Genomic DNA, 13653 nt, shown 5'->3' on the forward strand with positions numbered 1-13653 from the left:
GATGCCCCTTCTCCAACTGGCCTGGGCCAGCCTGCGCAATCGCCGCGCAACCGCCCTGCTCACCGTCTTCACCATCGCCGTCTCGGTAGCCCTGCTGCTGGGCGTCGAACGGTTGCGCACCGAGGCCAAGGCCAGCTTCGCCAGCACCATCGCCGGCACCGACCTGGTGGTGGGCGCACGCTCCGGCGCGGTCAATCTGCTGCTCTACTCGGTGTTCCGCATCGGTAATGCCACCAACAACATCCGCTGGGAGAGCTACGCGAAGCTCGCCGCCGATCCCCGCGTCGCCTGGACCATCCCGCTGTCCCTCGGCGACTCCCACCGCGGCTACCGGGTGCTGGGTACCGACGGCAACTACTTCGCCCACTATCACTACGGGCGCAACCAGCCGCTGCGGCTGGCCCAGGGTCGCCCCTTCAACGACGTCTTCGAGGTGGTGCTGGGCGCCGAGGTGGCCAAGGCGCTGCACTATCAACTGGGCGACAGGGTCGTGCTGGCCCATGGTGTCGCCACCATCAGCCTGACCGAGCACAGCGACCACCCCTTCACCGTGGTCGGCATCCTCGCCCCCACCGGCACCCCCGTCGACCGCTCCCTGCACATCCCGCTGAGCGGCATGACCGCCCTGCACCTGGACTGGCGCGGCGGCATGCCCGGGCCTTCGCTGAGCGACGCCGAGGTGCGCCGGCGCGATCTCACGCCCCAGGACCTCACCGCCGCCCTGGTCGGCCTCAAGAGCCGGGTGGCCACCTTTGCCGTGCAGCGCGCGGTCAACGACTACCGCGGCGAGCCGCTGCTGGCCATCCTGCCCGGCGTGGCCCTGCAGGAACTCTGGGGTCTGCTCGGCACGGCGGAGCAGGCGCTGCTGGTGATGTCGCTGTGCGTGGTGCTCACTGGGCTGGTGGGCATGCTCACCGCCCTGCTCGCCAGCCTCAACGAGCGACGCCGGGAGATGGCCATCCTGCGCTCGGTGGGTGCCCAGCCGCGCCATCTGTTCGGCCTGCTGCTGGCCGAAGCCCTGGCCCTCACCCTGGCCGGTTGTCTCGCCGGGCTGGCACTGCTCTATGGCGCCATCGCCCTGGGCCGGCCCTGGCTGCTGGCGGAATACGGCCTGGCATTGCCGCTGGACTGGCCCTCGCTCTACGATGGGCAACTGCTCGGCGGTATCCTGCTCGCGGCGCTGCTGCTCGGCTGCATTCCGGCCTGGCGCGGCTGTCGCCAGGCCCTCACGGACGGGTTGTCCGTGCGTTTGTAGACGAGGCTTCCCCATGCGCCTGGCGCTCCTGCTGTTGCTCTGCTGGCTGTCCTGGGCCCAGGCCGACCCCCGCCAACTCGCCTGGCGCGAACTGGTGCCGGCCGATGCACCGCGCTTCAATCCCGGCAGCGTAGACCACGGCCTTGGCGAAGACGGCCCGGCCGCAAGCCAGCCCTGGCCGGACGCGCCCACGGTGGCCGCCCTGGACGGCCAGGAGGTGCGCCTGCCCGGCTACGTGGTGCCGCTGATGGTCACCGAGGAAGGCGAGGTCACCGAATTCCTGCTGGTCCCCTATTACGGCGCCTGCATCCACGTACCGCCGCCGCCCGGCAACCAGATCGTCTACGTCAAGGGCAGCCACGACCTCTGGCTGTCCAAGCTGCACCTGCCCTACTGGGTGGAAGGCCGCCTCGGCGTAGGCACCCAGCGCAGCGAGGTGGCCGTCGCCGGCTACTGGCTGCAGGCCCAGCGCATCCAGCCCTACATCCTCAAGGGCGACGGCTCCTGAGGGATCTGCCCTGCGCTTGAGCGAGATCAAGAGTCCGCCGTTCCGGCTTCGCTAGGCTGCTCCCAGCCATTTTTCAATGCCTTCGGAGCCCTCGCCATGCGTCCTCTCTTCCGTCTCAGCCTGCTCGCCCTCGCGCTGGCCGCCCCCTTCGCCCAGGCCCACCAGGCCGGCGACATCATCCTGCGCGCCGGCGCCATCACCGTGGATCCCCACGAGCGCAGCTCCGACGTCAAGATCGACAGAGGCGCCCTGAGTGGCGCCAACCTGGGCGGCAAGGCGACCATGGACAGCGACACCCAGCTGGGGCTGAACGTCGCCTACATGCTCACCGACCACCTGGGCCTGGAATTGCTCGCGGCCACGCCCTTCGAGCACCAGGTCAACATCAAGGGCACCGGGCTCGACGCCGCCAATGGCAAGCTGGGCAGCCTCAAGCACCTGCCGCCGACACTGAGCCTGGTCTACTACCCGCTGGACGCCAAGGCCACGTTCCAGCCCTATGTCGGCGCCGGCCTCAACTACACCTGGATCTACGACGAGCACGTCGGCAGCGGCGCCAGCGCGGCCGGCTTCGACAATTTCCGCGCCGACAACTCCTGGGGCTGGTCCGCCCAGGTCGGCGCCGATCTCATGCTCACCGACCGGGTGATGCTCAACGCCCAGGTCCGCTACATCGACATCGCCACCACCGCCCACGTCGACAACACCGCCCTCGGCGCCCGCGCCAAGGTCGATCTGGACGTGGATCCCTGGGTCTACATGGTCGGCCTGGGCTATCGCTTCTAGGTCACCGCCAACCACCCGCGCCGTCGCTTGGCGCCGAGACGGCTCCAGCGTCGAAGCCCGACAGGCCAGGGCTTGCCCCTGGCCTCGCCTGCTAGTCCCGTAGCAGCGCTGCCAGCCCCGCCCCCATGCCGGTGGGCTGGCTGAAATCGAAACGCTCGCGCAGGCGGCGGTTATCCGCCTTCGAATGCCGGATGTCCCCCGCCCGCGCGATTCCATGGGTCACCTCCGGCAGGCCACCGAGCACCTGGCCGATCTCCGCCAGCAGGCCGTTCAGGCTGATGGTCTCGCCGCGCCCCACGTTCACCGCGCCAGCCGTGACCTGCGGGGCTTCCAGTGCCTGCACCAGGATGCCCACCAGATCGGCGACATAGACGAAATCGCGGGTCTGTTCGCCGTCGCCGAACACCGTGATCGGCGTCTGGCGGCGGGCACGCTCGGTAAAGATGCTGATCACCCCGGAATAGGGCGAAGACGGATCCTGACGCGGGCCGTAGATATTGAAAAAGCGGAAGATCGCCGGCTCCAGCCCGTGCTCGCGGCGATAGAAGTCGAAGTAGTACTCGCCGGCCAGTTTGTCGGCCGCATAGGGCGTCAGGGGCGCCTTGGGCAGCTCTTCGTCGATGGCCTGGCCCTGACCGTTGGCGCCATAGACCGCCGCGCTGGAGGCATAGACCACGCGCTTGATGCCGGCCTTGCGCATGGCCTCGCACAGATTCAGGGTGCCGATGAAATTGGCTCGGTGGGTACCCACCGGGTCTTCCACCGATGCCTGCACCGAGGCCACCGCGGCCAGGTGCACCACCGCTGCGCAGCCGGCCACTGCGGCTTCCAGCGTCGCGGTATCGGCCACGTCGCCCACCCGCAGCTCGATACGTTCATCGTCCAGCGGCAAATTCTCGCGCTTGCCGGTGCTCAGATCGTCCAGCACCCGCACCCGCCTGCCCCGCGCCAGCAGCGCGTCGGCCAGATGGGAACCGATGAAACCGGCACCGCCAGTGATCAGAATGGGCGCATCACTCATGGAAACCTACCTCGTCCTGCCGAAAGCCCTGCAACAGCGCGGGCAGTTCCTGCTGCCAGCGCCGCGCCTTGATTCCAAAGGTGTTGAGCAGCTTGCGACTGATCAACACCCCCTGTTGTGGCTCTTCCGCGGCATCCGCACGCTCGAGGTGCGTCACCTCCTGCCATTCGCAGCGCACCGGCCGGTCGAATTCCTGCCAGAGCTGGGCGACGGTCTCGGCCAGGCCCAGCTCCGACACCGCTTCCTGGGCGCCGTAGTGATAGGTCCCCCAGAGCGGCGCGCCGCAGTCGAGCTGCTTGACCACGGCCAGCAACACCCGGGCGGCATCGCCCACGGTGGTCGGATTGCCGCGCCGGTCGCCCGCCATCGGTGCCACCTGCTCGGTGTCCAGCTGCAGCAGCAGACGCCCCAGGCGCCCGTCGCGGGAGTCGTCCAGCACCCAGCCCAGGCGCAGCAGGATATGCATCGGGCACAGCGCCCGCACCAGTTGCTCGACCCGCCAGAGCGCTTCGCCACGTGCCCCGGGGGGCCGTGGAAGATCCTTTTCACTATAGCCGGCCACGCGCGAGCCATCGAACAGCTGATAACTGGACGGTTGGATCAGCGGAATCTGATAGTGCTGGCAGAGCCCTGCCAGGCGCTGGACGGCCAGCGCCTGGCGCTGCATCAGGGCCGGATCGAAGTCCGCGGCCTGCAACCAGTCGCGGTAGTAGGCGAGATTGATCACCGCTCCCGGCCGTACCCGGTCGAGGACCTCGGTCAGTCCGGCAGCGTACCAGCCCTCCGCAGGAGTCTCGGGGGCGACGAATTCGATGCCCGCTTCGGCACCGGCGGCGAGTAGCGCCTTGCCCAGGGCGCTCTCCCCGCCCACTACTAGAAGACGCATACGCATGTGTTGGAACAGCCTTCAAACCAGCTTGGACAGGCGTCGAAAGATTCGACGGACATCGGTCAACATAGCGCGTCGCGCCAACCTTGCTCAAGCACCGGCGGCAACCGCTGCCGGTTCCTCGCGGGTTTGTTCGCGCAGGGTATGGTTGGCGGCGCTCTTGAGATTGGGCAGCAGCCGGCAGATCAGCGCCAGCTGGGTGCACACCAGTCGATAGCCGTCGTCGTTGTCATCCGCCGCGGCCTCCAGTTCGTCGGCCAGGCTGCTTTCCTCTTCGGCGGTCGGCGGCAGACTGCGCCGCTCCGCCACCGCTGCTGCAATGGCTTCCATGCCTTCGGCGATACGGGTCACGGCGCGCTCCACCAGGGCATCGTGCTCGGCCGCTTCCAGCTGGCGGCGATGCGCGCCCAGGGCCGACAGATAACCCAGCAAGGTGTTGGACAGCGCCAGATAGCGAAAGCCCGCTTCCAGGTTGCGCCGGAAATGCCCGGGATCGCGCAGCATGTTGGCCAGCGCCGCCGACAGCGTCGCATCGGCATTGTGGGCGTTGCGCCGCGCCACGCGGTAATCGAGGTCGTCGCGCTTGCCGGTGCGGTACTGCTCGTGCAACCGGCGCAGATAGAGCGCGTTGGTGCGCAGGGTGTTGGCCATCACCAGGTGCAGGCGGCGTCCCTGCCAGTCCGGCAGGACGAAGAACACCGCCAGCACCGCGATCAGGCAACCCAGCAGGGTGTCCAGCAGTCGCGGCCAGATCAGCATGAAGCCATTGCCCACCTGGTTGAAGCAGAACAGCACCATCAGGGTGATGGCCGCGGTGGCGACGGTGTAGCGATCGGTCCGGGTGATGAAGAACACCAGACCGGCGACCAGCGCCAGCAGCAGCTGGATCTCCGGCTGGGCGAACAGCTCCAGCAAGGCACTGCCCAGCAACAGGCCGATCACCGTGCCGACGATCCGCTGCACCAGCCGCACCCGGGTCGCCCCGTACTGCGGCCGGCAGACGAACACCGTGGTCAGGAGGATCCAGTAGCCGTTGACCGGGTGGATCAGGTGCAGCACGCCATAGCCGGCCATCAGCGCCAGCGCCATGCGCAGGCCATGGCGGAACAGCAGCGAGGTCGGGGTCAGCTGCAGGCGGACACGCTGGAACACCTCGCGCAGCGAGCGCGCCGCCGGATCCAGCAGACTGGTGTCCAGATCCGCCGCCCCCGAGTCGCTGTTGCCCGCCTCGGAAAATTGGCGCTCCAGGGTCGAGAGATTGTGCCCGAGCAGGTCCAGCGAGCGCAGCAGGCCTCGCCAGCGCGGATTCTGCTGCTGCTTGAGATATTCCAGCGAGGCCTGCAGATCAATCAGCCCCTGCTGACTCTGCTGGCCATATTCGAAGGGCTGACCGAGGCGGATCGCCTCGCCCATGTTGCGACAGGCCGCGGCCTGCAGCTTGAGCAGGCGCTGGCAGCGAAAGAGGATGTCGCTGTGAAAGAACGCCTCGGTCAGGGCGCTGTAGGGATAGTGCGAGGAACTGGCGCGCTCATGGATGTCCTGCGCCATGAAATACAGGCGGAAGTAGCGCCCTGAGCGCGCGCCCGGCCGCCCCGAGCGGCCGAAGCGATTGAGGATGGTCGCCTTGGCCTGGTTCAGCGCCTGCACCACCTTGCCGTTCTGCTGGGCCAGCAGTACCCGCCGCCGATGCAGGTCCACCCCGCGCACCGGTTCGAGCATCTCCGCCTTGAGCCGGAGCAGGGTCTCCAGTTCGCCATAGAGCGCGGACAGATTCTGCCGCACCGGCTGGTGGGCGAACAGCGCGCACCAGAGTACCGAGAGCAGGCCGTACCACAGCGCCCCGGCCAGCAGGTGCGCCGGCTCGTACCACAATGGCACCTGGGTACCCAGCCGCTGATCCACGCCGATCATGGCGTAGATCGACAGGATCACCGTGGCCTGGGCGATGGACGCGTAGCGCTCGCCGATGGCGCCGAGCATCGTCAGGCTGAAGGTGGCCAGGCCCAGGCCCACCACGAAGATCCAGGGATAGGGAAACAGCAGTTCGACCGCGAAGGCGGCAACCGCGAAACACAGCAGCGTGACCACCAGCGACTTGAGACGGCCCAGCCAGCTGTCGTCGGTTTCCGCCAGGGCGCTGGCGATGATGCCGAGAAACACCGGCGACAGGGCGCGCAGGTCACCCAGCGACCAGCAGACGGCCATGGCGCCGCTCAGGGCGACAAAGACGCGAACGCCATAGCTGGCCTTTTCGTGCGCCCAGAGCTGGCGCAAAGACACTCCAAACACAGTCATGACGGGAGAGCGAGCCTCGTGTTTTCGCGCTTGATGCGAACCTTAGCATTGCGACGTCGCAAGTGGCGTCCGAGACAGCCTTTCCCGCACTTTTTTACCGGCGAAAAAAAGCCCGGCATCCGCCGGGCTCCTTCTACCTCCCAGGTCAGGCCACTTCGCTGGGATCCATCCCCAGTCCCTTGGCGATACCCATGCCATAGGCAGGATCGGCCTTGAGGAAGTGACCGATCTGCCGCAGCTGGACATCCCGGGTCACCGAAGCCATGGCACCGACGATATTGTCGATCAGCAACGCCTGCTGGTCCGCGTTCATCAGGCGGAACAGCGCACCGGCCTGACTGTAGTAATCCTCGTCCACCCGGGTGGTCGTAGCGATCGGCCGGACCGGCGAAATTCAGTGCCGGCTCGCGATACTGCGGCGCCTGCCTGGGCGTATGGCCATAGCTGTTGGGCTCGTAGTTCGGCTGGGAACCGCCATTGCCATCGAATCTCATGGCCCCGTCACGCTGGTTGTTGGCATAGGGACAGCGCGGCGCATTGACCGGCAACTGCTGGTAGTTGGTTCCCACCCGATAGCGCTGGGCATCGGCATAGGCGAACACCCGTCCCTGCAGCATGCGGTCCGGCGACAGGCCGATGCCCGGCACCACGTTGCTTGGCGCGAAGGACGCCTGCTCCACCTCGGCGAAGTAGTTCTGCGGATTGCGATTGAGCTCCAGCAGGCCAACCTCCTGCAAGGGATAGTCCTGCTGTGACCAGACCTTGGTCACGTCGAAGGGATTTTCGGCGCGACCGGCCGCTTCCTGCTCGCTCATCACCTGGATGCACAGCTTCCAGCGCGGGAATTCGCCGCGTTCGATGGCCTGGAACAGGTCGCGCTGGCTGTAGTCCGGATCGCTCCCGGCCAGACGTGCGGCCTCGGTCGGCGCCAGGTTCCTGATCCCCTGCTGGCTCTTGAAGTGAAACTTCACGAAGTGCCGGTCGCCCTGGGCATTGATCAGGCTGAAGGTATGGCTGCCGAATCCATGCATGAAGCGATAGCCATCCGGAATGCCGCGATCGGAAAACAGGATGGTCACCTGATGCAGCGATTCCGGCGACAGCGACCAGAAGTCCCACATCATCTGCGGACTTTTCAGATTGCTCCAGGGATCGCGCTTCTGGGTGTGGATGAAGTCGGGAAACTTGAGCGGATCGCGGATGAAGAACACCGGGGTGTTGTTGCCGACGATGTCCCAGTTGCCTTCCTCGGTGTAGAACTTGAGGGCGAAGCCACGCGGATCGCGCTCGGTATCCGCCGAGCCGCGCTCACCGCCCACGGTGGAAAAGCGCAGGATGGTCTCGGTTTGCTTGCCGACGCTGGCGAACAGCTTGGCGCTGGAGAGGTGGGTGATGTCCTGGGTGACGGTAAAGGTGCCATAGGCCGCGGAACCCTTGGCGTGCACGCGTCGCTCGGGAATGACCTCACGATTGAAGTGGGCCAGCTTCTCGATCAGATGGAAGTCGTCGAGCATCAGCGGACCGCGTGGGCCGGCGGTACGGGAATTCTGGTTGTCGGCCACCGGAATGCCGCTGGCGGTGGTGAGGATCTTGGTATCGGTCACAGGCTGTCTCCCTTTGCATAGTGCTTGCTGATAGCGTGGGAGAAGTATCGCCAAGGCAATACTTTAGGACTAATTTATTGATCCTAGCATCCTGATAGAAAATACAAGTCGACAGAGACTGCCTGGAGTCCGGCCAAACGGCAGGCATGAAAAAGCCGGGCAAGAGCCCGGCCTTTTCCAGAACAGCGCTACTTATTCAGCAGCTTGTTCTACGGTGCCGCCGACCGGACGGTCGATCAGCTCGACGTACGCCATGGGCGCATTGTCGCCAGCGCGGAAGCCGCACTTCAGAATACGCAGGTAGCCACCCGGACGGTTGGCATAGCGCTTGCCCAGGTCGTTGAACAGCTTGCCAACGGCAGCTTTCGAACGAGTGCGGTCGAAAGCCAGACGACGGTTGGCGACGCTGTCTTCCTTGGCCAGGGTGATCAGCGGCTCGGCAACGCGGCGCAGTTCCTTGGCTTTCGGCAGGGTAGTTTTGATCAGCTCGTGCTCGAACAGCGACACAGCCATGTTCTGGAACATGGCCTTGCGATGTGCGCTCGTGCGGCTCAGATGACGACCACTTTTACGATGACGCATGATTGAAATTCCTTCCCAAACTATCGTTCGGTGAACAATGACGATCAGGCAGTAGCCTTGTCGTCCTTCTTAAGGCTTGCAGGGGGCCAGTTGTCCAGGCGCATACCGAGCGACAGACCACGCGAGGCCAGAACGTCCTTGATTTCGGTCAGGGACTTCTTGCCCAGGTTCGGGGTCTTGAGCAGCTCCACTTCGGTACGCTGAATCAGGTCACCGATGTAGTAGATGTTCTCCGCCTTGAGGCAGTTGGCCGAACGAACGGTCAGTTCCAGATCGTCCACCGGACGCAGCAAGATCGGATCGATCTCGTCTTCCTGCTCGACCACGACCGGCTCGCTGTCGCCCTTGAGGTCGACGAAGGCTGCCAGCTGCTGCTGCAGGATAGTGGCGGCACGACGGATGGCTTCTTCCGGATCCAGGGTACCGTTGGTTTCCAGGTCAAGCACGAGCTTGTCCAGGTTGGTACGCTGTTCGACCCGGGCGTTTTCCACCACATAGGCCACGCGACGAACCGGGCTGAACGTAGCATCGAGCTGAAGACGACCGATTGCGCGGGTTTCGTCTTCTTCGCTCTGACGCGCATCGGCGGGCTCATAGCCACGACCGCGAGCGATTTTCAGCTTCATGTTCAGCGAACCGTTGTCCGCCAGGTGGGCGATGACGTGATCGCCGTTGACGATCTCGACGTCGTGATCGACCTGAATGTCAGAGGCCAGAACCGGCCCCTGACCTTTCTTGCTCAGGCTCAGGGTGACTTCGTCACGGCCGTGCAACTTGATGGCCAGACCCTTGAGATTGAGCAGGATCTCGATCACGTCTTCCTGCACGCCTTCGATGGCGCTGTACTCGTGCAGAACACCGTCGATCTCTGCTTCGACTACCGCGCAGCCAGGCATGGAGGACAACAGGATACGCCGTAGCGCGTTGCCCAAGGTATGGCCGAAACCACGCTCGAGAGGCTCGAGGGTGATCTTGGCACGGGTCTGACTAACCGCCTGCACATCGATATGGCGGGGGGTCAGGAACTCATTTACCGAACTCTGCATGGATGCACCTACTTTCTAGCCCTTACTTGGAGTAGAGCTCGACAATCAGGTTTTCGTTGATGTCGGCGGAGAGATCACCACGGGCCGGCACGCTCTTGAAGGTGCCTTCCTTTTTCTCGGTGCTCACTTCGACCCACTCAACCCGGCCACGCTGGCCGCACAGCTCGAGAGCTTGAGCGATACGCAGCTGGTTTTTGGCCTTTTCACGGACCGCGACGACGTCGCCGACCTTGACCTGATAGGAGGGAATGTTGACGGTCTGACCGTTGACGGTGATCGACTTGTGGGAGACCAGCTGGCGCGATTCAGCGCGAGTGGCACCGAAGCCCATGCGATACACCACGTTGTCCAGACGGCATTCGAGCAGTTGCAGCAGGTTTTCACCGGTAGCGCCCTTGCGACGGGCAGCTTCCTGGTAGTAACCGGCGAACTGACGCTCGAGGACGCCATAGATACGGCGGACTTTCTGCTTTTCACGCAGCTGCAGACCGTAGTCGGACAGACGACCGCGACGCTGACCATGCTGGCCAGGAACGGTTTCCAGCTTGCACTTCGAGTCGAGGGCACGAGCGCCGCTCTTCAGGAAGAGGTCAGTGCCTTCGCGGCGGGACAGTTTGCACTTGGGACCAATGTAACGAGCCATTTCTCACTGTCTCCTATTACACGCGACGCTTCTTCGGCGGACGGCACCCGTTATGCGGGATAGGCGTCACGTCGGTGATGCTGGCGATCTTGTAACCACAGGCATTCAGGGCGCGAACAGCGGACTCACGGCCGGGGCCGGGACCTTTGACGTTCACGTCCAGATTCTTCAGACCATATTCCAGAGCGGCTTGGCCGGCACGTTCGGCTGCAATCTGGGCAGCGAACGGGGTGCTCTTACGGGAGCCACGGAAGCCGGAGCCACCGGAGGTCGCCCAGGACAATGCATTGCCCTGACGATCGGTGATGGTCACGATGGTGTTGTTGAAAGACGCATGGATGTGGGCGATGCCATCAACCACTGTCTTTTTGACTTTCTTACGAGGACGAGCAGCAGGTTTTGCCATGACTAGATTCCTGTCGATTCGCGGATGCGATTACTTGCGGATCGGCTTGCGCGGGCCCTTGCGGGTACGGGCATTGGTCTTGGTGCGCTGACCACGGACCGGCAGACCACGGCGGTGACGCAGACCGCGGTAGCAACCCAGATCCATCAGGCGCTTGATGTTCATGTTGATTTCGCGGCGCAGGTCACCCTCGGTGAGGATTTTGGCGACCTCGTTACGCAGCTGATCGACCTGCTCGTCGCTCAGTTCTTTGATCTTGGCGGTCGGCTGGATGCCGGTGGCCGCGCAGATCTTCTGAGAGGTGGTGCGACCGACACCATAGATGTAGGTCAGCGAGATAACAGTGTGTTTGTTATCTGGAATGTTGACGCCTGCAATACGGGCCATTCAGAAAAACTCCAATTGACAGCTACCGACGCCCCGGAAGCCAAGAAAAGGGCGCGCGATATTAACGCTGTAGGAACAAATGATCAACCCGGCAGCACACTAGCTGCCGGGTTAGACGCGTGATTCACACTCAGCCTTGGCGCTGCTTGTGACGCGGTTCAGCGCTGCAGATCACTCGCACGACGCCTTCGCGGCGAATGATCTTGCAGTTACGGCACAGCTTCTTGACCGATGCACGAACTTTCATGACAACTCCTCTAACCTTACGGGTAACGGATCAGCGCATCATGCCGCCGCCGTAGCCCTTCAGGTTGGCTTTCTTCATCAGGGACTCGTATTGATGAGATACGAGATGGGATTGGACCTGAGACATGAAGTCCATGACCACTACCACCACGATCAGCAACGACGTCCCACCGAGATAGAACGGCACGTTCGCCGCGACCACCAGGAACTGGGGCAACAAGCACACCGCCGTCATGTACAGGGCACCGAACATGGTCAGTCGGGTCAGCACGCCATCGATATAGCGTGCGGACTGCTCACCAGGACGAATACCCGGGATGAACGCTCCGGATTTCTTCAGGTTCTCGGCCACGTCCTTGGGGTTGAACATCAGCGCCGTATAGAAGAAGCAGAAGAAGATGATCCCTGCACTAAACAGCAAGATGTTCAGCGGCTGACCGGGGGCGATGGCCTGAGCCACGTCCTGCAACCAGCCGAGACCTTCGGACTGACCGAACCACGAACCGAGCGATGCCGGGAACAGCAGGATGCTGCTGGCGAAGATCGCCGGGATGACCCCGGCCATGTTCACCTTGAGCGGCAGATGGCTGTTCTGCGCCGCGAAGACCTTGCGGCCCTGCTGACGCTTGGCGTAGTGCACGGCAATGCGACGCTGCCCACGCTCGATGAACACCACGAAGGCGATGATGGCAACCGCCACCACACCCACCATGATCAGCGCGAAGATGTTGATATCGCCCTGCCGTGCCGACTCGAAGGACTGCCCGATGGCGCGGGGCAAGCCCGCGACGATACCGGCGAAGATCAGCATCGAGATGCCATTGCCGATACCGCGCTCGGTGATCTGCTCACCCAGCCACATCATGAACAGCGCGCCGGCGACAAACGTGGTGACAGCGACGAAATAGAAGCTGAAGCCCACGCTGAACGCGACGCCCTGACTGGCGAGTCCTACCGACATCCCGGTGGCCTGAACGAGCGCCAGAACCAGCGTGCCGTAACGGGTGTACTGGCTGATCTTGCGACGACCAGACTCACCCTCTTTCTTCAATTGCTCCAGCTGTGGGGTGATCGCGGTAAGCAGCTGCATGATGATCGAGGCCGAGATGTACGGCATGATCCCCAGTGCAAAGATGCTCATCCGCTCCAGCGCACCGCCAGAGAACATGTTGAAGAGGCTAAGAATGGTCCCCTCGTTCTGCCTGAACAGTGCGGCCAGCTGATCGGGATTGATACCCGGAACAGGGATGTGCGCACCGATCCTGTAGACGATGATCGCCAGGAACAGGAATCGGAGGCGGGTCCACAGCTCGGACATACCACCGGTCTTGCTGAGCGCAGAGAGAGCACCTTGCTTAGCCATTTATTCCTCGATCTTGCCGCCAGCTGCTTCGATGGCTGCACGTGCGCCCTTGGTGGCACGAATGCCCTTCAGGGTGACGGCACGAGTGACGTCGCCGGACAGCACAACCTTGACACGCTTGATGTCGCGGCTGATCACATTGGCGTCTTTCAGCGCCTGCAGATCGACCACATCGACATCGACCTTGGCCAGCTCGGAGGTACGAACCTCGGCACGGTCCAGGGCTTTCAGCGAGACGAAGCCGAACTTCGGCAGACGACGGTGCAGCGGCTGCTGGCCACCCTCGAAACCGGGGGCAACCTTGCCACCGGAACGGGAGGTCAGACCCTTGTGGCCGCGGCCACCGGTCTTGCCCAGGCCGCTACCGATACCACGACCGGGACGCAGCTTCTCGCGGCGAGCGCCGGGAGCGGAACGCAGATCATTCAGTTTCATGACTTAACCCTCCACACGCAGAAGGTAGTAGGCCTTGTTGATCATGCCGCGATTTTCAGGGGTGTCCTGAACTTCGACGGTGTGACCGATGCGACGCAGGCCGAGACCCTTGACGCAAGCCTTGTGATTGGCCAGACGGCCGTGGACGCTCTTGATCAGCGTGACCTTGACGGTTGCGTTAGCCATG

At 63.8% G+C, this 13653-nt stretch carries 15 protein-coding genes and 1 pseudogene; 3 read left to right on the forward strand and 13 right to left on the reverse strand.

Going from position 1 to position 13653, the window contains the following annotated elements; translation table 11 throughout:
- Position 1: 1 nt before the first annotated feature.
- The 3 genes from QE393_RS17640 to QE393_RS17650 all read left to right on the forward strand — a co-directional run bounded on the left by QE393_RS17640 (position 2) and on the right by QE393_RS17650 (position 2549).
- On the forward strand, positions 2-1255 hold the full coding sequence (locus QE393_RS17640) for an ABC transporter permease (protein WP_310044888.1): 1254 nt from the start codon (positions 2-4) through the stop codon (positions 1253-1255).
- Between the two features lie 13 nt (positions 1256-1268).
- Positions 1269-1763, forward strand: coding sequence for a DUF3299 domain-containing protein (locus QE393_RS17645; protein ID WP_187980955.1), 495 nt, complete (start codon positions 1269-1271; stop codon positions 1761-1763).
- Positions 1764-1859: 96 nt separating this feature from the next.
- A complete protein-coding gene (locus QE393_RS17650; RefSeq protein WP_273806764.1) occupies positions 1860-2549 on the forward strand; it encodes an OmpW family protein in 690 nt (229 codons plus the stop codon).
- 91 nt (positions 2550-2640) lie between these two features.
- Here QE393_RS17650 and QE393_RS17655 read toward each other — a convergent pair whose 3' ends face one another.
- From QE393_RS17655 to rpmD, 13 genes and pseudogenes are all read right to left on the reverse strand, one after another.
- Entirely contained in the window at positions 2641-3570 is a 930-nt protein-coding gene (locus tag QE393_RS17655) for an NAD-dependent epimerase/dehydratase family protein (RefSeq protein ID WP_310044890.1), read from the reverse strand.
- A complete protein-coding gene (locus QE393_RS17660) occupies positions 3563-4456 on the reverse strand; it encodes a sugar nucleotide-binding protein (RefSeq protein ID WP_310044891.1) in 894 nt (297 codons plus the stop codon). The genes QE393_RS17655 and QE393_RS17660 overlap by 8 nt, the downstream gene beginning before the upstream one ends.
- A gap of 93 nt (positions 4457-4549) precedes the next feature.
- Positions 4550-6754: a YccS family putative transporter gene (gene yccS / locus QE393_RS17665; RefSeq protein ID WP_310044893.1), complete on the reverse strand. Its 2205-nt coding sequence runs from the start codon at positions 6752-6754 to the stop codon at positions 4550-4552.
- Positions 6755-6899: 145 nt separating this feature from the next.
- Positions 6900-8358: pseudogene (locus QE393_RS17670) on the reverse strand (catalase).
- Between the two features lie 192 nt (positions 8359-8550).
- On the reverse strand, positions 8551-8940 hold the full coding sequence (gene rplQ / locus QE393_RS17675; RefSeq protein WP_007161227.1) for a 50S ribosomal protein L17: 390 nt from the start codon (positions 8938-8940) through the stop codon (positions 8551-8553).
- 44 nt (positions 8941-8984) lie between these two features.
- The gene (locus QE393_RS17680) at positions 8985-9986 is read right to left on the reverse strand and encodes a DNA-directed RNA polymerase subunit alpha (RefSeq protein WP_017640290.1); all 1002 of its coding nucleotides are present in this window, start codon (positions 9984-9986) and stop codon (positions 8985-8987) included.
- A 22-nt stretch (positions 9987-10008) separates the two neighbouring features.
- On the reverse strand, positions 10009-10629 hold the full coding sequence (gene rpsD, locus QE393_RS17685; protein ID WP_017640289.1) for a 30S ribosomal protein S4: 621 nt from the start codon (positions 10627-10629) through the stop codon (positions 10009-10011).
- A gap of 16 nt (positions 10630-10645) precedes the next feature.
- Positions 10646-11035, reverse strand: a complete 390-nt coding sequence (gene rpsK, locus QE393_RS17690) for a 30S ribosomal protein S11 (protein WP_003281811.1) — start codon at positions 11033-11035, stop codon at positions 10646-10648.
- A 30-nt stretch (positions 11036-11065) separates the two neighbouring features.
- On the reverse strand, positions 11066-11422 hold the full coding sequence (gene rpsM, locus QE393_RS17695) for a 30S ribosomal protein S13 (RefSeq protein ID WP_017640288.1): 357 nt from the start codon (positions 11420-11422) through the stop codon (positions 11066-11068).
- Positions 11423-11552: 130 nt separating this feature from the next.
- Positions 11553-11669, reverse strand: coding sequence for a 50S ribosomal protein L36 (rpmJ, locus tag QE393_RS17700; protein WP_002555468.1), 117 nt, complete (start codon positions 11667-11669; stop codon positions 11553-11555).
- A gap of 30 nt (positions 11670-11699) precedes the next feature.
- Entirely contained in the window at positions 11700-13031 is a 1332-nt protein-coding gene (gene secY, locus QE393_RS17705) for a preprotein translocase subunit SecY (protein WP_273806713.1), read from the reverse strand.
- A complete protein-coding gene (gene rplO, locus QE393_RS17710; RefSeq protein WP_133860559.1) occupies positions 13032-13466 on the reverse strand; it encodes a 50S ribosomal protein L15 in 435 nt (144 codons plus the stop codon).
- Between the two features lie 3 nt (positions 13467-13469).
- A complete protein-coding gene (gene rpmD / locus QE393_RS17715) occupies positions 13470-13652 on the reverse strand; it encodes a 50S ribosomal protein L30 (RefSeq protein ID WP_007161233.1) in 183 nt (60 codons plus the stop codon).
- Between the last annotated feature and the right edge of the window lies 1 nt (position 13653).

The organism is Pseudomonas sp. SORGH_AS_0211 (genome assembly GCF_031453455.1).
GTDB lineage: Bacteria > Pseudomonadota > Gammaproteobacteria > Pseudomonadales > Pseudomonadaceae > Chryseomonas > Chryseomonas aestiva.